Origin of the sequence: Citrobacter telavivensis (genome assembly GCF_041807075.1) — a bacterium.
GTDB classification, from domain to species: Bacteria; Pseudomonadota; Gammaproteobacteria; order Enterobacterales; family Enterobacteriaceae; genus Citrobacter_A; species Citrobacter_A telavivensis.
In genome coordinates this window covers 156,363-179,741 of sequence record NZ_JBGUBF010000002.1, presented here as the reverse complement: position 1 = coordinate 179,741, position 23,379 = coordinate 156,363, and the positions used below count along the sequence as shown (strand labels likewise).

At 52.4% G+C, this 23,379-nt stretch carries 18 protein-coding genes and 2 pseudogenes; 6 read left to right on the top strand and 14 right to left on the bottom strand.

Annotation, left to right across the window (positions count from 1 at the left end; translation table 11 throughout):
* Positions 1 to 39: 39 nt before the first annotated feature.
* The 14 genes from ACERJC_RS12035 to ACERJC_RS11970 form a co-directional block, all read right to left on the bottom strand.
* Positions 40 to 1,029 (bottom strand): restriction endonuclease, encoded by a 990-nt coding sequence (locus ACERJC_RS12035; RefSeq protein WP_490517899.1) that lies wholly within the window; start codon positions 1,027 to 1,029, stop codon positions 40 to 42.
* A gap of 94 nt (positions 1,030 to 1,123) precedes the next feature.
* Positions 1,124 to 1,933 carry a DUF4942 domain-containing protein gene (locus ACERJC_RS12030; RefSeq protein WP_373671771.1) on the bottom strand — a complete coding sequence of 270 codons (810 nt, stop codon included), beginning with the start codon at positions 1,931 to 1,933 and terminating at the stop codon, positions 1,124 to 1,126.
* A 113-nt stretch (positions 1,934 to 2,046) separates the two neighbouring features.
* A complete protein-coding gene (locus ACERJC_RS12025; RefSeq protein ID WP_373671770.1) occupies positions 2,047 to 2,250 on the bottom strand; it encodes a hypothetical protein in 204 nt (67 codons plus the stop codon).
* Positions 2,251 to 2,279: 29 nt separating this feature from the next.
* Entirely contained in the window at positions 2,280 to 2,756 is a 477-nt protein-coding gene (locus ACERJC_RS12020; RefSeq protein ID WP_373671965.1) for a DUF5983 family protein, read from the bottom strand.
* Positions 2,756 to 3,130, bottom strand: coding sequence for a TA system toxin CbtA family protein (locus ACERJC_RS12015; RefSeq protein ID WP_373671769.1), 375 nt, complete (start codon positions 3,128 to 3,130; stop codon positions 2,756 to 2,758). The genes ACERJC_RS12020 and ACERJC_RS12015 overlap by 1 nt, the downstream gene beginning before the upstream one ends.
* 52 nt (positions 3,131 to 3,182) lie before the next feature.
* Entirely contained in the window at positions 3,183 to 3,557 is a 375-nt protein-coding gene (locus ACERJC_RS12010) for a type IV toxin-antitoxin system YeeU family antitoxin (RefSeq protein WP_373671768.1), read from the bottom strand.
* Between the two features lie 6 nt (positions 3,558 to 3,563).
* Positions 3,564 to 3,785 (bottom strand): DUF987 domain-containing protein, encoded by a 222-nt coding sequence (locus ACERJC_RS12005; protein WP_373671767.1) that lies wholly within the window; start codon positions 3,783 to 3,785, stop codon positions 3,564 to 3,566.
* 15 nt (positions 3,786 to 3,800) lie between these two features.
* Positions 3,801 to 4,280: a RadC family protein gene (gene radC / locus ACERJC_RS12000; protein WP_373671766.1), complete on the bottom strand. Its 480-nt coding sequence runs from the start codon at positions 4,278 to 4,280 to the stop codon at positions 3,801 to 3,803.
* Between the two features lie 11 nt (positions 4,281 to 4,291).
* The gene (locus tag ACERJC_RS11995; protein WP_373671765.1) at positions 4,292 to 4,765 is read right to left on the bottom strand and encodes an antirestriction protein; all 474 of its coding nucleotides are present in this window, start codon (positions 4,763 to 4,765) and stop codon (positions 4,292 to 4,294) included.
* 77 nt (positions 4,766 to 4,842) lie between these two features.
* Entirely contained in the window at positions 4,843 to 5,664 is an 822-nt protein-coding gene (locus ACERJC_RS11990; protein ID WP_373671764.1) for a DUF932 domain-containing protein, read from the bottom strand.
* Between the two features lie 280 nt (positions 5,665 to 5,944).
* Complete coding sequence (locus ACERJC_RS11985) at positions 5,945 to 6,460, bottom strand: hypothetical protein (RefSeq protein WP_373671763.1); 516 nt, start codon at positions 6,458 to 6,460, stop codon at positions 5,945 to 5,947.
* A gap of 5 nt (positions 6,461 to 6,465) precedes the next feature.
* On the bottom strand, positions 6,466 to 7,017 hold the full coding sequence (locus tag ACERJC_RS11980; RefSeq protein WP_373671762.1) for a hypothetical protein: 552 nt from the start codon (positions 7,015 to 7,017) through the stop codon (positions 6,466 to 6,468).
* A gap of 305 nt (positions 7,018 to 7,322) precedes the next feature.
* Positions 7,323 to 8,213 (bottom strand): GTPase family protein, encoded by an 891-nt coding sequence (locus tag ACERJC_RS11975; RefSeq protein ID WP_373671761.1) that lies wholly within the window; start codon positions 8,211 to 8,213, stop codon positions 7,323 to 7,325.
* Positions 8,214 to 8,265: 52 nt separating this feature from the next.
* Positions 8,266 to 9,198, bottom strand: a complete 933-nt coding sequence (locus ACERJC_RS11970) for a hypothetical protein (protein ID WP_373671760.1) — start codon at positions 9,196 to 9,198, stop codon at positions 8,266 to 8,268.
* Positions 9,199 to 9,453: 255 nt separating this feature from the next.
* Here ACERJC_RS11970 and ACERJC_RS11965 point away from each other — a divergent pair, with 255 nt between their 5' ends.
* The 6 genes and pseudogenes from ACERJC_RS11965 to ACERJC_RS11940 all read left to right on the top strand — a co-directional run.
* Positions 9,454 to 9,663, top strand: coding sequence for a helix-turn-helix transcriptional regulator (locus ACERJC_RS11965; protein WP_373671759.1), 210 nt, complete (start codon positions 9,454 to 9,456; stop codon positions 9,661 to 9,663).
* Between the two features lie 855 nt (positions 9,664 to 10,518).
* Positions 10,519 to 11,139: an inovirus Gp2 family protein gene (locus ACERJC_RS11960; protein WP_373671758.1), complete on the top strand. Its 621-nt coding sequence runs from the start codon at positions 10,519 to 10,521 to the stop codon at positions 11,137 to 11,139.
* A gap of 315 nt (positions 11,140 to 11,454) precedes the next feature.
* Positions 11,455 to 11,841 (top strand): putative zinc ribbon protein, encoded by a 387-nt coding sequence (locus ACERJC_RS11955; protein WP_373671757.1) that lies wholly within the window; start codon positions 11,455 to 11,457, stop codon positions 11,839 to 11,841.
* Positions 11,842 to 12,204: 363 nt separating this feature from the next.
* Positions 12,205 to 13,899, top strand: a complete 1,695-nt coding sequence (locus ACERJC_RS11950; RefSeq protein ID WP_373671756.1) for a ShlB/FhaC/HecB family hemolysin secretion/activation protein — start codon at positions 12,205 to 12,207, stop codon at positions 13,897 to 13,899.
* Between the two features lie 12 nt (positions 13,900 to 13,911).
* A pseudogene (locus tag ACERJC_RS11945) lies at positions 13,912 to 14,715 on the top strand (filamentous hemagglutinin N-terminal domain-containing protein); the annotation flags it as partial.
* 3,123 nt (positions 14,716 to 17,838) lie between these two features.
* Positions 17,839 to 23,184 (top strand): annotated as a pseudogene (locus ACERJC_RS11940) (hemagglutinin repeat-containing protein); the annotation flags it as partial.
* Positions 23,185 to 23,379: the final 195 nt, after the last annotated feature.

The window sequence follows — 23,379 nt, the reverse complement described above, 5'->3', positions numbered from 1 at the left end:
CATATCAGTAGAACACCGATATGGCTATCAAAGCAAGATTCAGGCAGGTAGGAAAGTTTTCTTCAGAGGAACCAAAAGTTTGGTTTCGATATCGACTTGCTCGTAGTTCTCAATAAGAGCACGGACGAGATCATCAAGCGTCCAGAGCGTCAGTGGTATCGTCGAACGGTCGGCTTCATATCGAGCATCTTTCGTAAAACCCCCTGTACTGACATAAAGCCCGCGATCGTCTTTATGGCGACCGCCGATAAAGCTGCGTATCTGTTGGCTTCCCATCTGTTCCCTGCGGTGCTTTACTTCAACGATGATACGCGGATTTTCAAAACCGAACCCATCAGGTGAAGCAATGATGTCTTTACCCCGATCAGCTCCCGCAGGTGAGACCTGCGTTTTATAGCCCATACTGCGTAAAACTCCGGCAACAAGATTTTGCATCTCGTCCCAGTCAAGAGAGTTGATGCGATCTTTGATACCTTCAAACGCGAGCATTTCCATATCGCGGAGCGGATCAGAAACGACCTCATCTTCATCCATCGCAATTGGATTCTGTGTAATCACATCTACAGTGGGTTTCTTATCCTGCAAAAGCTCTTCTAGAGCATATTCTGGAAGCTGGAAAACCGTCAGCGTAGAACCCAATGTATTCTTGGTAGCAACAGACAGTCGATCGCGATCAATTTCTTGAGTATTCCATTTAACCTGCCGAGCGATTCCCATCCCCTCTTCCACCCATTCAGGATGATATTGGAAGTCTGAAGTAACTTTGCCTAGCAAATAAGTACGGTTAGCTGGCGAATAGGTAATAACCCAATCACCCTTTTGGATCTCATTCACAAAACGCCAGACCTGCGATGCACCAGAACGCGCAGTTCCCAGCTTTGTTAAGGGATCTGCCTCTTGGTATAAGGCGAGCAACTGGGCTCGGGACAGGCCAGGCTTGACTAATGGAGCCAGCTGAGACCAACCGATGCCTACAATTTGCTTATCGCGAAAATCGTCATAGAGCTTGCCGCCGTCACCGCGGATCATCCACATTCTGTTGCCCATACCAGTCTCTTAATGAGGAAAAGAAATTAAACTGGATCATAAGCTTGTTCGCCGTAGGCGTCAAAACTCTCCAAAATTACTTCACTAACATTCCTGGGTAGTGTTTAGCGATAATATCGTTCATCCTCTCGACCAAATCCAGGCGCTTAAAAGTTAAGTGCGCAGTGCCTTTCTGAAAGTAGCGAACGCGGAATAACTCATCCTCATAAACATCCTTACCCGGGTTATCTCGAATATGCGCCATCAACCGAGTAGTTATATCGCTACGGTTGTCAGGTATTGATTTACCGCTCAGTAAAAACAGCATTCGATCCAAGTCAGCCAACTGATCCCTCCGCCACCCCCAGTTAAGGCTAAAGCCCCAGCGGTTATAAGTTACCAAATTATTAATTATTATCTTCTTACCAAAGCTGCAGGGACTGATGGTTTTGTAATCCCAAGACAGTCCTTTGAAAACATTTATCACTCCGCGCTCAAACACCTCGCCTTTATTCAGATGTAACTGCTCAAACGTGCTGAGTACGTTGGCTTCAGAGATCGTCGGGATGTCGTCTTTCTGCAGGCTGTTGTACCACTCGTCACGGGCTTGTGCATCCATGAACGAGAGCATTCCTGACCGTTGCATTAAATCTTTCCAGATGCTGCGATCGATGTTGCGGGTGATGGCTTTCATCGCCGTTTCTGGTTTCTCCATCAGCCAGCAGTCGTAACGGTATTGCTGCACTCCCCATTCATTCGCTTTGCCCCTACCAATGCTGTCGGTGAGTGCAGAAATATCATTAAGCTGATGGTTCAGGATTTCTGTCAGGCTCAGCGCAGCATTACGTCCGGTGACAATACGCTCAATGCTGGTGGAGCAAATCACGTCGGTGTGATCGGTTAACACGTCAGGATCGGTGTGCGTTAATGCGACAATTATTTTCTTTCCTTATATAGAGTAAAGCACCAGCCCGGTTAAGGCTGGTGCTTATATGGATATGTAATGTGCAGGAGGCTGGACTATTCTGATCGGGTTCGTTGCAGCAACTGCAGATGGTGGAGGTCACGAACATCATTCAGTGCCTGCTCCACGTACGGGAGCAGCATGGTGGAGTCCGTGTTCTCCTCGTCGTTATCGAAGATAATCCCGCTGTCGCAGTCGATATTGTCCCGTAGCCAGTCGATCAGGATTTGCAGGGCCTCTTCGGTGGTTAATGTCCGCATGTAAAAACCTCGTGGTAACCGGAAGCGGATCACCACTCAAAGGTGGAGAAACCGGATAGCTGCTCGCCCAGGGCATCAAGATGAATAATGCGAATGTGATAACGGCACATTAATGTCACCACTAACCGATGGCAGGCTTTTGATAATCCCCGTTTCTTTAGCTGAAGTACCGGGTACTGCCACGCATCAAGGTAGATCAGATAACCGGAACCGGTATAGCAGATCCACTCACTGTCGCCGTGGTCTTCATGCTGGTGCGAGAACATATACAGCAGGCTGTTATCAGCTTCGGTGACATGGGCGGTACTGCACTGAATACCGTTAAACCGGGCGACAGGCGGGAGTGGAGCATCATCATCGTTAACCACACGAAGTGAATAACCGTTATCACAGACCACATTAATCAGGTCGGTCAGTTCAATACCATCAATATCCACGCTAATCCGGCCCATGTTGAGGGCCAGAACGTTGATGGCATCCGCTTCCACGGTGAGGGAGAGTTTCATCATGTCACCCCGCTGTGTTTTCCACGGGTAATATCCGTGATGGTCCTGTAATTGTCCCGCGTCATCAGCCCGGTGGCTTTACGGGCGCGGAGGATATCGATACTGCTGATAAACGGTGACTGCTCCGCGCCACTGAAGCCGTGACGGTCAGTACGAACCAGCCCGTACTTTTCCACGATAAAATTCAGCGCATCTGCCAGTGAAATACCAGCGTCAATGTGCTGCTCAGTCACGCCGTCGTTACCAAACGGCGTGTCATTGACCGTAAGACCATAATGCTGCTCCAGCAGGTACGTGAGCAGGGTCTGCCAGATTTGGACGGGTGAAGGGCGTTGCCGGGCCGCTCCCGTACCGGGTGCTGTGGGTGTCTGCATAAGGGTTATCTCTTTATGGCATGGTTAAGGCAGAGAGAGGTTTTGCTAGGAGTCAATCAGTTATTGCTGGTGTCGGATAAATCGCGATATAGACATATCCACAAGAGCCGAGTGAATCTGCTTCGCAGGTCAGTCCCTTCGCGTACAGTGTGACACAGTGCTGATGACGGGGAGTGAGTTCACCGCTGGTGAGCATCAGTTCCATCTGCTTCATCAGCAGCGAAAATGCCTGGTCAAGATGACGTAAATCCTTGTCATTGAATTTACCGGTAATACTGGCGCGGTCAGCCAGATAATGAAGGCAGTAACCTTCCTGAACCAGACGGGCACCAAAACACGGGGTGATATTGCGCTTCAGTCCCCACCAGGGTTCTGCAATACCATGCTCTGTTGCGGGTGTTGTATTCGACAATGTAGTGCTCCTCATATCAGGTTAATTAAGTGTGACGCAGCGCAGTACCACATACGGGCCGCAGCGGTCCTGACGACGTTCTGCGAATACCGCCAGCACACCGTGAATATCCTGAACCTCCCGGCCTGCATAATGGCAGACGCTGCCGGACCACTGATATCTGCCGGTACAGAAGCGAAACAGCCGGGACTGTGGATGTTGCCGGTATATCGTCATTGCCTGACGTTTGCTGATAATCTTCATAAGTCGTTGACTCTTTTAAAGCCAGCCATGTTCAGCAAATGAAACGATATCCATGCCACCGACGACCAGATGGTCCGGCAGACGGATATCGACCAGCGCCAGCGCCTGTTTAAGACGTTCAGTAATCTGCCGGTCAGCCAGGCTGGGTTCCGCAAGTCCCGAAGGGTGGCAATGTGCAATGATGACGGCAGTAGCGTTGTGTTTCAGTGCCGCCTTCACCACCTCACGGGGATGGACCTGTGTATGACTGATGGTGCCGGTGAAGAGGGTTTCGTGCGCAATCAGTCTGTGCTGGTTATCGAGGAACAGTACGATAAATTCCTCCCTCTCCAGTGACGCCAGTTGCAGACGCAGCCAGTCGCGAACGGCATGGCTGGAGGTAAATGACGCACCGGGTTCACGTAACTGACGCTCCAGCAGGGTTAACGCTTCTCGGATGGTCTGTTGTTCTGCCGGGGGGAGTTTCCGGGCAAACAGCGGAAACTGATATTCCATAGCGGCTTACCTCAGTCGATAATGAGCATGATGGCGTTACATTCCGCATGGCTCAGGGCGTAGTCACGCAGTCGGTAATAATGCGCGGTCATCGCATCACATTCGGTCCGGCAGGCATGGTGGCTGTATTCAATAAGACAGGCCGCAATCCCGGCAGCTTCCGCGCTCATTTCTGCACCGTTGCCATTCATGTCGTTAAACAGCGTCCAGGCTTCATCATCGTTTTCTGCTTCCGGTGCCATAAACGCGCCACCGTTGCTGAGGGGGTGGAAGTGCCAGATACCGCCCCGGTAGTTGTCACAGAGCCTATCCATCCTGCCAAAAATGCGGGGCTCCAGCAGCATCCACTGCGGAATACCACCGAAGTACTGCGGCCAGAAGCTGATGCGATTCTCATCGATTACCTGTGTTGCGGTAATCTGATGTTGAGACGCAACATGAACAGATTCTGAGGGTGTGAACAGTGACAGTGCATTGTCGGTCATGCTGATTTTTCCTTGTTCATTAATGGGGTAAATCTGTGGGGGAATAAAGCGGGATATCAGTGGGGATGCGCAGGCGGTTATTTGCCGAGAAGGTCCAGCATGTTTTCTGCCATCACCCAGAGCGCACGGTTTAACTTAACGTCGCCGTCAATACCGTTAACGGCGCGGGTATGGCTGCGTTTACCTTTTGCAGTGCGTCCGGGCAGACCGCCTTTAAGCAGGTTTTCCTGCAGCCTCTGGAATGTTGTCCACAGGTCGTCCTGACGGTCTTCATAGCGGCGCGGTGTCAGAATCTGCGATGTCGTCACTGGCTGGTGGTCTTCACCATAACGGTACTGGAGTGCGGCATTCGCCAGGGCGTATTGTGCTGGTGGTGGCAGGAGCAGCGACTGCATGGCGTCACGCTTCTCTTCCACCCGGTCAAAGACGCCGAGCACTTCATAAGCGCCCTCAATCACCTTTTCCACCACATCGCCCCGGTGTGGAATTCTGATTTCGCCAAACGACTGCCCACAGACGAGCGAGTTGGTACAGACACTGCGGAAGATACCGGGCAGCATCTGATATGAACTGCTTCCATCATGTGAATTGAGCAAAATTATCTCCGGTACCAGATGACCGGTGATTTGCCCGGTACGACGCAGACGCAGCATATGCTTCGTGTGTTCGCGTTTACTCGGATCACGCACTCTGGTCTGACAGGCGAAGAACGGCTGAAAACCTTCGCGCTGCAGGTTTTCAAGGATGGTGATGGTCGGTATCCAGGTGTAATGTTCACTACGGGACGGATGTTTGTCCTCACCGAAGATACTGGGGACATGGCTCATCAGTTCTTCGTGAGTCAGCGGACGGTCGCGGCGTATCTGGTTAATCCGCCCGAAGCGGCTGGCTAAACGCATGGTTAACTCCTTATATGGCAGGAAAAGAAAAGGGCTGTTCCTCACGAAGGAGGAACAGCCCTGTCAGTGCACTGGTGTATGACCGGTTCAGTATTCACCGGCGAAGGTTGCAGACCCTTTTTTACAAGCAGAACCGTACAGCCGTTACGGATTACCAGTTAAAGGTAAAAGCACTCTTGCTGGTTTGTACTGCTAACTCACTTCATTTAGATTTCTCACAATCAACCAGCTGTATCATGGGGCAAAAAACCGTATTGATGTCATCCGGTAGATGCTGCTATCAGAGGCTGTCAGCCTGTACAACCCCCTCTTCTGCCAGTGAATGGCTGATGTTGTTAGCTACTGTATCCGGGTCAAGTTTTATCTCTGCGAGCAGTTTTCCGGTCTCCGGGGTGCCCTTATAGACATAAAGGGAAGCAAATGGCTCTCCGGAATCATTCGAACCAGCTGAAATCTGATAGCTGGTATCACCATTTCTGACCGTAAAATCCTGAATACTGATGACCTGATTGTTCTGGTACGCGTAAGTGGTGCTACCCGCAGGAACAGTAAGATTCATCTCTTTGCTTTTTGCACCAACCTTACCGAATGAATACGAGACCGACGGCGTGACAATGCAAATCTCCACCTCTTTTTTGTGATTCGTAGTCTGTGCGTAAAACACCGGTTTTGCACAGCGCTGGTAATGAGCCTGACGAAGTGTGTCCTGTGTGGCTGCATGTGCCACTGATGTCACGGAGAATAAAATCACCGCATTAAGCACCAGACATCGGGAAATACTTTTTACTGTTTCCATCTTCTTCACTCTCCTGCTTCGGGTAATACGACATAAATATCCCGGCCCCTGACCTCAATGGTCACGGGCTCCTTTACACCGGTGTTCAGCAACGCCTGTGCCCGCCAGAAACGCCCCCTCACTTCTTCCTGCATATCCGTCACACGGATGCAGCGTTCATCATATCCTTCATCACGCAGGATTTTCGTAACCGTAGTGCAGGCACTCAGTGCTAGGTTTTCCGTACCTGACTGGCGGTTAAGCAGATATATCGCCACGAATGACAGCACTGTACACAGCAGCCAGACCTGCATCAATCGCCACGGTTTACCCTGCATCTGGTCACGCTGGCGCAGGTACACCACCGGAAACCAGAACCAGATAAAAGAAGGTGGCGTGATGCCCTGCTTCATCAGGTTTGTCCGGTCCAGCAATACCCAGACCAGTGCGACGACAAGATAAATGACAAGTGCGGCAGTCTGTGGAAAGTTCAGGTACAGCACCACCCATATTGCCGGAAGTACAACCGCGAGGCACCAGGCAAAAATGTCCTGACGCTGTAATGGATAGGATTTCATCTCAAGGTCTCCCTGTGGATACAGACACCCGTCATCACAGACATAAAAGCACACATAGAATATTCCTTTATAAACAATTAATTAAATGAAACGAATAACAGGGGATATTTTCACATTCAGCACAGATCGTACTGGCTAATCAGAAGGCGGGATAATTGTTAATTCAGATCGATATGCATAAACTGATCGTTGATATCTATCAATAATAACGATCGATATATTGAATTTAATAGCCAAAAACTATTACAGGTAATCATTTCGATCGTCGAAACAGATCGAAACGGCAGTGAAAAAACACAGTGAAATCAGAACAGGAGATGCCAGACGGCGCGGATAACCGCCAGGAACCGCAGGCGGAGTCGCTGTAACTGGCGCACCAGCCTGCCTGATTTCTGTATAGCCGCGACGACCTCATCAAAGATGTCACCTGTGGCCCGGACAAAACCCTCCCGTGCGGTTTCCTGCACACGTTCAGTTCGAAGTTCCGGACTGAGGTGCCGGGAAACGGCGCTGCAGCGGCTCACCGGAAGCGCCTTAATCAGCGCTTCCGCCCACTCCTCCAGGTGATAGTTCTCCGTTACCGATACCGCAATGACCGGATGGACGGCGGCAAACAGCATTGCGGCAAGTTCGGTTTTGGCGCGAAGGTTTTCTGACTGGCGTGGTGAGGGTTGGTGATTTATATCGTCCCATTCGCGGCAGGGCTCCATTTTATCGGCCTGGGTGAGGACAAACAGAAAGCACTCCGGCGCAGCACCCGCGTTCAGCAGTTCACGATAACAGCGGATGTCATCTTTCCAGGCCCGTTCATCTGCCTTCAGCGCCCAGACAATCAGATCCAGCTTCGGGGCCCATGCCCGGTACAGACGACGATACTGCCTGTCGGGTTCCGGGGTTTCGGCAATGCCCGGAAAATCGGCAATATGAAGCGTTCGTGAACCACGGGTAACCTGATAGCGGTGAACATGACGGGTACAGCCCCTGACGGGGTCGACCCTGGCGGGCGGTGGACTGAAGAGGGTATTGCACAGGCTGGATTTGCCCGCTCCCGATTTTCCCATAATGCCAATCACCGGTTCGTAGTGAACGCACCGGAGCAGGCGCTCCACCATCGCATCCGACAGAATACCAGGGAGAAGGGATAAGGGCTGTTGCAGGGCCTCAGGAATTTGCCCGGTAAGGATATGGTCTGACACATTGACCTCCGTGAGTTAAAAAACGATGCGGCAGTAATACCGGCTGCCATACTCACAGTGGTGATATCTGGTTGTCTTTTTTTGAAAGTGAAAGCGTTATCGTATTTTTGAACTTCACATCACGGGAGTGCATATGCACTTTGTAAAGTATATTTTTCGGTTTATCCGCATCGTCTACATTGAGCATCTCATAGCCCTCATAAATTTCATCCGGACTGTCCCTCTTATTCCATGCCAGCCCAATAAAATACCCTCCTGACTTCGCTCCTGAAGCGTGCTCAATATACACCATTTTCTCATACTTATTTTTATCCCAACCATCAACTGCCAGCGTTTTGAACTGCCTGAATCTGATTCCTGGGAAATTAAGTCTGCTATTAACCACATCATTAAAAAAAACAGGTAAGACATGCAATGTGATCAGAATTCTGACATTGCAGTTAAAGTCATTGTCCTCATAATACTTAACTATTGCCTTTTTGACGAATAAATGAAGGAAATCAGGCGTCCCCCCCATAAAATGAGTAATCACAGGTATCTCCTTAACAATAAATGCTCTCAACATTTCCATAACTGCAGTTCTGGTATCGCCACTCATTTTCCTTCTGGCTTTAGAGTAGAACTCGCTCTGGCTGCTTAAATCAGGAATTGTGAATTTATAAACAGGAAGGCGACATTCATGAGCGTTCAGTACAATCTCCTCATCGGCATCGCTGGTATCCTTATTCGGTACTATTGTAGATGTACGATGCAAAATGCGCGTCTCATCCCTGATAAAACTCTTTTCCCCTGCATTACCCGCTTTTAACTCATTACGTAACTCCTCCAGAAATCGGGCTGACGATGTATCAAACCTCAGGCATGCAATGATGATTTCCAGGATGAGCCCTGACCTGGTCATGCCTCGTTTCTGTGCCAATTTCCGCAGAGTATTGCTGAGCCTGAACGATGGCAGATTAACGGTGATTCGATAGTGGCTGGGCATTTTTTCTCCATAAGTGCTGCACTTTATATAACAAAAAAGTGCCGCACTAATTGTAATTCATTGAATTTAACCAAGATAACACACACTAATGCTTTGAACACCTTATAAGTAACCTTTGTCTGAGCAGGTTGAAGAAGCCTGTCCTGCAGTACGTGATGTAATTTTTTACTCGGCCTTCCCATCCTCTGAGGAAGGCTGCAACACAACACTGAGAACAGTCATTCCTCCTTCACTTTTAACGTAAAGGAGATTTCCATGAACACATCCCCCGCACTGCTGAACGACCAGCTTGTCGATATGGCATTCATTACCACCTACACCGAAATGACGGATAAATGGTTTTACAGACTCATCAGCGAAGGTCAGTTCCCGAAGCCCATCAAACTGGGGCGCAGTTCGCGCTGGCTGAAGAGCGAAGTAGAAGCCTGGATGCAGCAGCGTATTGCTGACTCACGGGGTAACTGACCATGTCTGCGCTGAAGTACAAAAGAAGAGAAGCTGTATCAGCAAAAACCTCACGCACAGTGTCTCCGGATATCCCGACTCGCTGGATATGTCCACAGTGTCGCCGACAGTATTGTGGTGCTAAACCCTGCCCTTTCTGCCACAGGGCTGCCTGACGAGTCACTGGCTGCTGACGGTCAACTTCGTTGACCACATGACGGTCTCCGGTTTTTCAGTTGTGAACGTCAGACTCTCCGGGAATAAGATTTTTTTGTATCCTGAACTGGTAACCCTGGAGTAAAATCTGAGGGTTTTAAATATATAAGCCCGTACCTGACAAGGCCTGGTTATTAGCTGACCATGTAACCTGGTACAGTATATATATTATATAGGTAAGGTGTTGGGCAATATAATGCATGAAGGTAAAGGGTTAAGTAACAATAACATGATGCATGCTAACTCATTAGTTCACTACAATTAACGTGATGAGCTAGCGAGATACATTATAAAAATAGAATTGCAGGATACTAATCTCAGTTAATACAGGTATGAAGACTTACCCAGAGCGTTCTTTAAAATAAAATTAAAGAAACCTTTCACCCCCTGAAAAAACTAACCACACAGCTCTCTCGCCGGGGGAGATATTAAATCGTGATGACTGACAATAGCCAGGGCGGCTTTCGTTCAGCATCGTAATAAATACCAGCAGGTAAGTGCATTCATCGTTAGTTAAAGCCTCAGCGTCAGTAGATGAGCATCAGGCAGCGCTATACCTTTCCACCGTCTGAAACTTTAACCCTCATTCGTGCGTTCGTTACTGCCATTTGCTCTGGCAGGGGCTTCGCACGTCTGAACATACCTACAGGAGTAACACTTATGCCCGACAGTAAATCCGGACCACTGAATACCGGTTATATGAAGCGTATGGAGGATATCATCACCTTAGCAACAGAGGCTCACTCCAGAACTGCCGTTTTCACCTTCGTTCTCAGACTGCCTGAGTACCGCGACAAAGGGGACACTATAGCCTGTATTCCCAATCTGCAGGTCGGGATAATGGAACGCTTCAAAGGGGCGCTGAAAGCCCGTATAGCCGTTCATCAGCACCGACGCAGGCGGGAAGGTCTTCAGGTGTGTCCAACGGACCTGAGAGTCGTCTGGGTACGTGAGACTGGTGCCAGTGGCAAACCGCACTATCACGCAGCGACATTCGTGAATAAAGATACCTTTAACGGCTTAGGGGATTATTCGAAGCAAGACTGTAATCTGGGGAGTTATATCTGTAAGGCCTGGCTGAGTGCGACAGGTCTGCTCGGGTATCCTGAATACAGAACACTGGTGTCCTTCAATAACACGCCGCACATTCTGGAAGCGCTTCGCGAGGACCGTTTTGAGAAACAACGGAAGCAACTACTGGACCACCTGAGTTACTTCGCCAAAGAACGCACCAAAGTCTACAGCAGGGAAGCCCGCTCATTCGGGGGGAGTGTCAGATAAGCCAGCACAATGCAGGAAGCGACATTTTCCCTTCTTGTGGAAGAACAGTAATCCTTTATCAGCCCCGAAACTGACGGTCAATTTCTTATCATACTTTCATCATCTTAATTCCCGATAACCCTTTCTGCAGTCATACCGCCACGTTTTCCCAGTCCTTCTGCCCTGAACAGGATGGAGTACACCTGCGCGGTATCTGGCTGCAATGGAGAAAAAGAATATGAGAATACTCACACTCACCGGCGGCCAAAAACCACCATCTTTTTTACCCTTACTCTGCCTGTTCGTGCTCCTTGCGGTGTGTTTAAGGAGACTGGCATGCGAATGATGAAATGCTATCTCGCGAATACCGGCAACGGACATTTTATCACTGCTGACAAAGCTGCGACCGAAGAACCGGGACCGCTGACCTGCTCCTCATGCGGTTGTGTTCTTTACATGCAGCCCGGAAATGCAGACGAAAAACCGTGGTTCAGGCATGACCAGAGTACGGTGCCCGTCAGTACACTGATGAACTGTGTTCATTCTGATCCGGAAATTAAGGCTGAGGCCAGGCTCAGAAAGCTGCGTAATTCCATTGGGGAACTGACAACTCCCGTGACAGTGCTGTCCTGGTACTGCGTCTGGTGCGGGCAACACTACCAGGGAGAGAAGTTCTGCTCTGTATGCGGCACAGGGATATACAGTATCGAAGGAAACATGTGACAGGCAAATGACAGCAGAACTATCAGGTCTCCGGTATGCATTATGCCCTGAAGAACAGTTGAATCGCGCTGATTTTTTGCCCGGTTTAACATGCCACCACCACTTCGCCGTATTCAGTTTCATGCTGCCGAAAATGCCGGCTCCCGGATGCAGGTAATATTCGGCAGCCCGGGCTGACAATGGCTGTCAGTACATCTGACACCTGTCTGTTGATGCAATATTTTCTCGCCATTTCAGCGGGACGAATGAATACATTAGCCTCAGTTATCATATACACAAAATTAACAATGTTATTTACAAAATCTTACTTCTGGATTATTTTCACGTTTAACTTTCATACGAAATCTCCCTTAAGGATAAGTAATGGGCAGGAAGCCAGTATGCGATTATTCCGTCGTCACGCGCCTCTTCTGTATCACCATTCTGGCGGTAGCGTGCGTGCGTGCCACAGCGGCTCCACTCTCTCCGGCTGACCGCGATACCATTCAACAGCAACAACAACAGCTGCTTGAACAGAACCAGCGTCAGCGTGATGAACTGGAGCGCAGCACACCGCTACCCCGCTCATCTGCACCTGTCGTGCCCCCGACCACAGAAGGTCCGTGCTTTACCATTTCCCGTATCGAAATCAGTGGCAATACGAAATTGTCACCGCGCGACGCTGACACCGTCACCGCCCCCTGGCTGAATCAGTGTCTGGACATGACCCGGCTGACGCAGGTCACTAACGCCGTCTCTGACTGGTATATCAGCCGGGGTTATATCACCAGCCGTGCCTTTCTGACTGAGCAGGACCTCTCCTCCGGCGTGCTGACCCTCACGGTACTGGAAGGCCGGTTACAGCAAATCCGCCTGGAAGGTGTACCGCAGCGGACGCTCGCCATGACGTTTCCCGGGCTGGAAGGAAAAATCCTTAACCTGCGCGACATCGAACAAGGTATGGAGCAATTAAACCGCGTGCGCCAGGTTCCAGTGGAGATTGAAATTCAGCCGGGTGAGTCGCAGGGCTGGTCAATTGTCAATCTCACCGCAACGCCGGAATTTCCGCTTAGCGGTTCGGTAAGCTTTGATAACAGCGGGCAGAAAAGTACCGGTACCGGCCAGTTCAGCGGCGCATTAACCGGCAATAACCTGCTTGGTCTGGCGGATAAATGGTTTATCAGCGGCGGACGCAGTAGTGATTTTTCAAACTCGCATGATGCGCAGAATTTTGCCGCCGGTGTCAGTCTTCCCTACGGCTACGGCCTGCTCGATTACAGCTACAGCTGGAGCAATTACCTCAACACCATTGATAACAACGGCTGGCCGTGGCGCTCAACCGGCGACAGTGAAACGCACCGGCTTATCGGCTCGTGGGTGGTGTTCCGCAACGGCGATATCAAAACCGGTCTTACAACCGGCATCACCCACCGCATCAGCCGCAATTATCTGGATGACGTGCTGCTGGACTCCAGCAGTCGCAAGCTCTCCAGCGTGATGTTCGGCATCAATCACACGCAAAAAATGTTCGGTGGCGTGGCGACCCTCAACCCGTCTTTTACCCACGGTGTGCCGTGGCTGGGCGCGGAAGACGATCACGATAAACATGGCGATGTGCCGAAAGCGGAGTTCCGCAAATGGAGCCTCAACAGCAGCTTCCAGCGACCCGTCGCGGCCGATCTCTGGTGGCTCAGCAGCGTTTATTTTCAGTGGTCACCGGACCGGCTTTATGGAGCTGAACAACTCACACTGGGTGGAGAAAGCTCTGTCCGCGGTTTTAAGGAAAAGTATCTTTCCGGCAACAATGGCGGTTATCTGCGAAATGAGCTGAATTACTCGCTGTTTACCCTGCCGTGGATGGGGCAAATCAGCGCGATGGCGGCGCTGGATGGCGGCTGGCTGAAACAGGACGACCAGGACCCGTACGCCAGCGGCACGCTGTGGGGCGCGGCAGTCGGGCTGACCAGCGCGAATCGCTGGTTTTCGACACAGTTTACCGTGGGAACTCCTGTGAAATACCCGGACTGGCTGGCACCGGATCATCTCATTATTTATTACCGCATGGCGGTGGCGTTTTAAGGGACAAAAACGATGGATAACAATCAGACCCGTTTTTCTCAGCGTGTACTGAGCTGGCTGCTGAGTACCCTGCTGGCAACGCAACCGCTGCTGCCCGCGGTGGCAGCAACCGTCACCCCCACCGGTAACACGAAGATGGATAAAGCCGGCAACGGCGTGCCGGTGGTGAATATCGCCACGCCCAACGGAGCGGGGATATCCCATAACAAATACGGTGAGTATAACGTCGGGAAGGAAGGTTTAATCCTTAACAACGCCACCGGTAAGCTGAACCAGACGCAACTGGGCGGCCTGATCCAGAACAACCCGAACCTGAAAGCCGGACAGGAAGCGAAAGGCATTATCAACGAAGTCACCGGCGCTAACCGTTCACAGCTTCAGGGTTATACCGAAGTGGCGGGCAAAGCGGCGAACGTGATGGTTGCCAACCCTTACGGCATTACCTGTAACGGCTGCGGCTTTATCAATACCCCAAACGTGACGCTGACCACCGGGAAACCGGTACTGGATGCCAGCGGCAACCTGCAGTCGTTTGATGTCACTAAAGGCAGCATTACCATTGAAGGTCAGGGGCTCGACGGCAGTCTCAGCGACTCAGTATCCATTCTTACCCGCGCCACGGACATTAACGCCGCCCTGCATGCAAAAGACCTGACGGTGATTGCCGGGGCCAACAGGGTGACGGCGGACGGTCGCGTCAGTGCACTGAAAGGTGAAGGCGACGTGCCGGAGGTCGCTGTTGATACCGGCGCGCTCGGCGGGATGTACGCCAACCGCATCCGTCTGGTCTCTGGCGAAAGCGGCGTCGGGGTAAACCTCGGCAACCTCAATGCCCGCAGCGGTGATATTACGCTCGATGCAAACGGCAGACTGACTGTCAACAACAGCCTTGCCACCGGCGCCATCAGCGCAAAAGGCCAGAGCGTTACACTCACCGGCGACCATAAAGCAGGCGGTAACCTGACCGTCAGCAGCCAGAGTGATATCGCCCTCAGTAACGGAACGCTTAACAGCGACAACGACCTCAGCCTGACTGCCAGCGGCAAAATCACTCAACAGAATGAAAAACTGCTCGCCGCCCGGGATGCCACGTTGCGGGCAAATACCCTTTCGCAGGACAGCAACAGCCAGACTGATGCCGCCCGCAGTATCGCCCTGAATGCAGGTAGCAGTGTGGCAACACAGGGGCGCGTGACCGCCGGACAGAACCTTAGCGTCACCACCGGCACACTCAGCCACAACGGTGAACTGGTCGCAGGTAATGCCCTGTCGCTGAATGCCGCCAGTCAGACGCTGAGCGGTGCGATAAACGCCACCGGCGATATCACGGTGCAGGGACAGAACCTCACCACCACAACCGCGTCGCAGATGCAAGGGCGCAACGTCACGCTCAGCGCGAAGCAGGCTACGCTGGCCGGTACCCAGGCGGCAAAAAAACAGTTGAACATCGCTGCCAGCGAACGTCTGAACCACAGCGGTAAAAGCAGTGCGGCATCACTGAATGTCAACGCTCCGACATTCGTTAATCAGGGGGTGATGACAGCCGCCACGCTGAACACACAGTCGCAGACGCTGACCAACAGCGGTCTGCTGCAGGGCGATTCACAACTACTGCTGAATACGCAACAGCTCGACAACCAGCAGGCCGGAACGCTGTACAGCGCCGCGAACCTGACGCTTAACGTTCCTGGTATCGTCAACAATGGCCTTATCGTCAGCGATACCGGACTGACCGTGCAGACGACAACCCTCACCGGCGACGGGCTGTTACAAGGAGACAGTGCCCTGACGCTGCGTGGTGACACGCTGGCCCAGGGTAATGCAGGACGCTGGTTAACTGCGGGCGCACTGGACATCACCGCCGGGCAGCTCACCACTGCCGGTACAGTACAGGGTGATAACGCCACGCTGACCGGCACGGACTGGAGCCACGGCGGCAGCCTGCTGGCGACCGGCACACTCGTGACGAACACCGGTTCGCTTGTCAGCACCGGCGATATCATGAGCCAGAGCAGTGCCACGCTGACGGCGCAGAATACAGACAACCGGGGCAGACTGCTGTCAACTGAGAGTCTCAGCCTCACGGGTAACATGCTCAGCAACAGCGGCACGATTCAGGGTAAAACGCTGACAGTGCGCCAGGACAGCATCACCAACAGCGGCACGCTCACCGGGATCGCCGCGCTGACACTTGCCTCCCGTATGGAGATGGCGTCACCTCAACTTGCGCTGATGAATAACGGGGGATCACTGCTGACCACCGGCGATCTGACGATCACCGCAGGCAGTATTACCAGTTCAGGACAATGGCAGGGCAAACGAGTTCTGCTCACCGCAGACAGTCTGACAAACAGCGGTGCAATCCAGGCGGCTGACAGCCTGACTGCACACCTGACGGGTAATCTCGCCAGCGCAGCGGGCAGCAAAGTCACCTCGAACGGTGAGATGGCGCTCAGTGCAATGAATTTAAGCAACAGCGGACAATGGATCGCACAGAACCTGACGCTGTCAGGCGAGAATCTGACCAACTCAGGCGACATCACCGGCGTCAATGACCTGATGGCCTCGCTGAACGGTATGCTGACCAACCAGGCAGGCGGTAAAATGCTCAGCGCGGGTACACTGGCACTGCAATCCGCAAACGCCAGTAATGCCGGGCAACTGCAGGGCAAAACCACAACTGTCAATACCGCGTCGCTCGCCAACAGCGGCCGCGTGCAAGGGGAATCGCTCGACCTGAACATCAGCGACGAGCTGAACAACGCCGTGAATGGCGTGTTGCTGAGCCAGAATGCGCTCAACCTCTCCACCGCGACACTTATCAACAATGGTACGCTGCAGGGCGGCGGCGCGACCACGCTCACCGCCACCAGCCGCGCACAGAATGACGGTAACATTCTCTCCGGCGACAAACTCACGCTGACCACACCGCAACTTACCACCGGCAGTAACGGGCTTATCCAGGCGCTGACGCTGCTGGTAAATGCCGTGCAGACTGTTAACGGCGGAAAGATGGTGGCGACCGGCAATGCCGAACTGCGTGGAACCAGCCTGACCAACACCGGCACGCTACAGGGTGCAAACCTGCAGGTGCTGAATAATACACTCACCAATAGCGGCACTGTACTGGGTACCGCCGCCCTCATCGTGAAAGGCAATACCGTTAATAACCAGGCGGGTGGCAGATTGTTCAGTGCAGGAAACCTGTTGCTCGACAGCAACACGCTCACCAGCGCTGGTCAGGTGGTGGCGCTCGGCGATACCACCCTGAAACTGGTTAACGCCCTCACCCACAGCGGCACCCTGGCGGCGGGCAATCTGCTCTCCGTCACCTCTCAGGCAACTATTGCCAATAACGGTGTGATGCAGGGTAATGGCCTGTCGCTCAGCGCAGGCGGAGCCTTAACGAACAATGGACAACTGACCACCGGCACGGCTGGCAGCACGTTCAGCGCACAGAGCATTCTGCTTAACGGGGCCGGAAGCCTCTCGGCGGGCGGTGACGTCCAGATGACCAGCCGCGGTGATATCACCATCAATGGCTTCACCGGCACGGCAGGCAACATGACGATGAACGCCGCCGGAACGCTGCTGAACACCGCACTGATTTATGCCGGTAACAATCTCAACCTTTTTGCTGCCCGGCTTCACAACATTTATGGCGATATCCTGGCGGGCAACAATCTGGTGATGCAGAAGAATGCGGCGGGTGCGGCGAACACGGAGATCATCAATACATCAGGAAATATCGAGACCCTCAGGGGTGATATCACGATGAAGACGGGTCATCTGCTGAATCAGCGGGATGGTCTGAAAGTTACAGAAACACATATTAATGGCGGACAAACCCTCCCGGGCGTGGGAGACGCCACTCTGTCTGTGGATATCAGTCTGCTGCCGGAGGGCAGTTACGGCATATTAAAGAGAATTCGCGATTACGAAACAGGCCCATGTGGAACACACAGTGCCTGTAACTACTTCCATGTCATGCAGTATTACTATGCAGCTTTTGAGGATACTGCCGATCAACGGTTTATTACCAACCAGACAGGAACGACGGTCACAAGCAGCGGTGGTGCTGCGCGTATCGCTTCCGGAAAGAACCTTGTAATCGAAGCCGGAAACCTGAGTAATCTTGCCAGTGATATCCTTGCCAGTAAGGATATTTCACTGACAGGGAATGTACTCAATAATCAGAGCTGGCAGTCAGGTATATCAACGGAGTATTTAGTTTATAGTTATGATCCCGGTTATATCGGTTACGCCACCGATACAACAGATAAACTCCCTGAAAAATATTCAGAAGATGCAGAAACTGGTCGGGAAAATCGGTTACCGGAAAGCACTACGCTGAATTATATCCTGAAGGGCCACGAGACTGCGCTGACGGAAGGTGAGCATTTCCGCTCTGTTATCCAGGCAGGCGGCAATGTTAATGCCACGTTCACCAGTGATATCAGCAATACCAGTGCCACCGCCAGTGCCGGACAGATTAGTAACACTATCACCACCCCGTCGCTGACACCGCTGAGTCAACAGACCGTAAGTGATGCGGAAAAAACGCAATCGCTCACAAACGCGAACACTGTCGCAGTCAATTCCCCTGAATGGCGCGATGAAGTCAATGATGCACTGCAAAACCTGAGCGGTGGCAATTCGCTGGATAATTCAGGTACCAGCGCTTATCCCCTCCCCTCGGGCAATAACGGCTATTTTGTCACGTCCACCGACCCGGACAGCCCGTATCTTATTACCGTTAACCCGAAACTCGACGGACTCGGTCAGCTTGACCCCAGCCTGTATGGCGATCTTTATGTGCTGCTGGGCATGCACCCGGGCGATGCTCCACGCGAAACGAACCGGGCATTTACTGATCAGAACCAGTTCCTGGGTTCGTCGTACTTCCTTGACCGACTCGGTCTCAGGCCGGACCACGACTATCGTTTCCTTGGCGATGCGGCATTTGATACCCGTTACGTCAGCAACTATGTACTGAACCAGACCGGCAGCCGCTATATCAACGGTCTCGGCTCTGACCTCGACCAGATGCGATACCTGATGGATAACGCCGCCACCACGCAGAACGCCCTCGGCCTGCAGTTTGGCGTCGCACTGACGGCTGCGCAGATCGCCGCGCTCGATCAGAGCATCCTGTGGTGGGAATCCGCGACTGTCAATGGTCAGACGGTGATGATCCCGAAAGTCTATCTGTCACCGAAAGACGTTGCCGTGCAGAACGGCAGCGTCATTAGTGGTAACAACGTTCAACTGGCAGGTGGTCGCGTTATCAACGATGGCAGTACCATTACTGCGCAGAATGCATTAGCTATCGACAGCAGCAACAGCCTCAGCAACCTGAATACCGGACTGATAAACGCTGGTGGTAGTCTGAACCTGAGTGCCATCGGGGATATCAATAATATTGGTTCTGCTATCAGCGGTAAGACTGTGGCGCTGGAGAGCATCAGCGGCAGCATCAATAATATCACCCGGACTCAGCAGTGGAGTGCGGGCAGTGACAGTCGCTATGGCAGTGTGCATGTCAGCGGTACGGACACCGGTCCGGTGGCGACCATTAAAGGCACTGATTCACTCTCACTGGATGCAGGGAAAAACATTAACATTACCGGGGCAAATGTCTCGTCTGGTGGCACCCTTGGAATGTCTGCGGGAAATGATATCAACATTGCCGCAAACCAGATAAGCGGGAGCAAAAGTCAGTCCGGTTTCTGGCGCACTGAAGACAACAGTTCATCATCCACCACTTCACAGGGCAGCAATATCAGCGCTGGCGGAGACCTGGTGATGGTGGCAGACAATAACCTGAATGTTACCGCCTCATCCGTCTCCGCTGGTAACAGTGTCCTGCTCTCTGCAGGTAACGACCTTAACCTGAACGCGGCCCGGGAAAGCCACAACAGTCGTAACGGTAAATCAGAAAGTCACGAAAGCCACGCGGCAGGCTCCACGGTGACTGCAGGGGATAACCTTACCTTTGCCGCCGGGCGGGATATCACCAGCCAGGCCGCCGGAATCGCCGCGGAAAACAACGTCGCCATCCAGGCGGGCCGTGACGTGAACCTGATGGCCGAAGCCAGCAACGAAGGCAGCAGCTACATCTCAAAAAACAAAAAAGAGATTAACGAGTCTGTTCGCCAGCAGGGAACGGAAATCGCCAGCGGTGGCAACACTACCATCACCGCAGGACGGGATATCACATCTGTTGCTTCATCTGTGACCACAACCGGTGATATTGCGCTGAACGCCGGGCGTGACGTTACACTGACCACCGCCACAGAAAGCGATTATCACTACAAAGAGACGAAGAAGAAAAGCGGCGGTTTCCTCAGCAAGAAAACCACGCACAAGATTGAGGAAGACAGCGCCACCCGTGAAGCCGGGTCATTGTTGTCGGGAAACAGCGTCGCGGTAAACGCCGGTAACAACCTGATGGTGAAAGGCTCGGATGTGGTGGCTGACCAGGATGTGGCGCTCAGCGCGGGTAATAATGTGGATATATCCGCCGCCACCAATACCGACACCTCATGGCGCTTTAAGGAAACGAAGAAATCGGGTCTGATGGGTACCGGCGGTATCGGCTTCACCATCGGCAGCAGTAAGACCACGCATGACAGACGTGAAGCCGGTACCACCCAGAGCCAGAGTGCCTCCACAGTGGGTAGTACGGGCGGTAACGTCAGCATCACCGCGGGAAACCAGGCGCATATCAGCGGCTCGGATGTGATTGCCAACCGGGACATCAGCATTACCGGTGACAGTGTGGTGATTGACCCGGGTCACGACCGTCGCACAGTGGACGAGACGTTTGAGCAGAAGAAAAGCGGGCTGACCGTTGCCCTCTCCGGCACAGTGGGCAGCGCCATCAATAATGCTGTCACTAACGCGCAGGAGACGAAAGAGACCAGTGACAGTCGTCTCAGGGCACTGCAGGCAACCAAAACGGCCCTGTCTGGCGTTCAGGCCGGACAGGCAGTAGCACTGGCCTCCGCAACCGGTGACCCGAATGCGATGGGCGTCAGCCTGTCACTCACTACCCAGAAATCAAAATCACAACAGCATTCAGAGAGTGACACGGTATCCGGCAGCACGCTCAATGCCGGGAATAACCTGTCGGTTATCGCGACCGGTAAAAACAAGGGCGATAACAGCGGGGATATTGTGATTGCCGGAAGTCAGCTTAAGGCTGGCGGCAACACAACTCTGGATGCCACGAATGATGTTCTGCTCCTTGGTGCTGCAAACACGCAAAAAACCACCGGCAAGAACAGCAGCAGTGGCGGCGGCGTGGGGGTCAGCATTGGTGCCGGTGGCAGTGGAGCCGGTATCAGCATCTTTGCCAACGTCAATGCCTCAAAAGGCAACGAGAAAGGCAACGGCACCGAATGGACTGAAACCACTATCGACAGCGGGAAAACCGTCACCATCAACAGTGGTCGCGATACGGTACTGAATGGTGCGCAGGTCAGTGGTGATAAAATCACGGCAGACGTGGGCCGAGACCTGCTGATGAGCAGCCAGCAGGATAACAATGACTACGACAGTAAACAGAGCAGCGTAGCCGCTGGTGGCAGCTTCACCTTTGGTTCTATGACCGGCTCGGGTTACATCAGCGCCAGCCAGGACAAGATGAAGAGTCGCTACGACTCTGTGCAGGAGCAGACCGGGATGTTCGCCGGTGACGGCGGGTTCGAAATTACCGTGGGTAAACATACCCAGCTTGACGGTGCGGTCATAGCCTCAAACGCGACGGCAGATAAAAACCACCTTGATACCGGCACGCTGGGATTCAGCGACCTTCACAACGAGGCGGATTACAAAGTCAGCCACAGTGGCATCAGCCTGAGCGGTGGCGGAAGCTTTGGCGGCGACCAGTTTAAAGGCAACATGCCGGGCGGCATGATATCTGCCGGTGGCAGCAGCGGCCATGCTGAAGGCACAACCCAGGCGGCTGTGTCGGATGGCACCATCACTATTCGTGATAAGGATAACCAGAAACAGGATATCGCGGACCTCAGCCGTGACCCGGAACATGCCAACGACAGTATCAGCCCTATCTTCGACAAGGAGAAAGAGCAGAACCGTCTGCAGGAAGTGGGTCTTATCAGTGATATTGGCAGCCAGGCTGCAGATATCGCCCGTACTCAGGGTGACCTGAACGGACTGAAAGCTGCGAAGGAAGCATCCGGTGAAACACTTCCTGCTAATGCGACAGAGAAACAACGTCAGGAATATCTTGCGAAACTGCGTGACACGCAGGCTTACAAGGATGAAATGGCGAAGTTCGGCACCGGCAGTAATATCCAGCGGGGTATACAGGCCGCGACAGCCGCGCTTCAGGGGCTGGCAGGTGGCGACATTGGCGCAGCACTGGCGGGAGCTTCAGCACCGGAACTGGCACATCTGCTGAAATCAACCGAAAAAGACCCGGCTGTAAACGCCATCGCCCACGCCATTCTTGGCGGTGCAGTTGCTGCGTTGCAGGGTAATAATGCGGCAGCAGGTGCGGTGGGAGCAGCGACGGGAGAACTGGCCGCCAGAGCGATTGCCGGAATGTTGTATCCAGGTGTGAAACAGTCTGATCTCAGCGAAGAGCAGAGACAGACAATAAGCACTCTGGCAACGATATCTGCAGGTATGGCAGGCGGTATTGCCGGTGACAGCATCGCGTCAGCGGCTACAGGCGCGCAGAGCGGTAAGAATGCGGCTGAGAATAACTATCTTAGCGTGTCTGAAAAGACTGAGCTTGAGCTAGCAAAACAGACGCTTAAAAACAGTAAAGATCCGGTAGAGCGCGAAAAGGCGCAGCAGAAATATGATGCATTGCTTGAAAAAGATATTAGCAGCGATAAGGAAGTGATTGATGCGTGTGGCAATGGCAAAGCAGCCACTGCCGGATGTGCGACGGAAAGAGCTAAAGCGTATGCGGCAAAAGCCGGATATGAAACCGGAAACTACAATAATCAAGCCAGCGATATGTATCCGGATGCTTACGGGCAGATAGTAAACTTGCTGAATATCACCAGTGTTGATGCGCAGAATCAGCAACAGGTGAAGGATGCAATGGTGAACTACGCCATGGTGCAACTTGGTGTTGATAAAGCAACGGCACAAGCTTATGTCGAAACTTATGACGGGATGAAGATAGTAGCAGCTTCAGTTGCACCAATTATAGGAACTGCAGCAGCAAACAAACTAAGTTCTTTGACGAACAAAGTTGTCTCTTCTGGGAGCTCTCAATCAGCACAACTTATTAAATCATATGGTCCACATGAATCAGGCCCGTTAGGGAATCCAAATGATCCTCAAGCACCAGCTTCGACATTTAGAAGCGGAACGTATACTGAGAAAGTAGCAGAAACAGATATTTATCTATATCGTGACTATGGTGGTTCTGCAAAAGCTGATGGTCGTTATTGGACTCCAGAACCATCAAAAGGCCCTTTACAATCTCAGATGGAT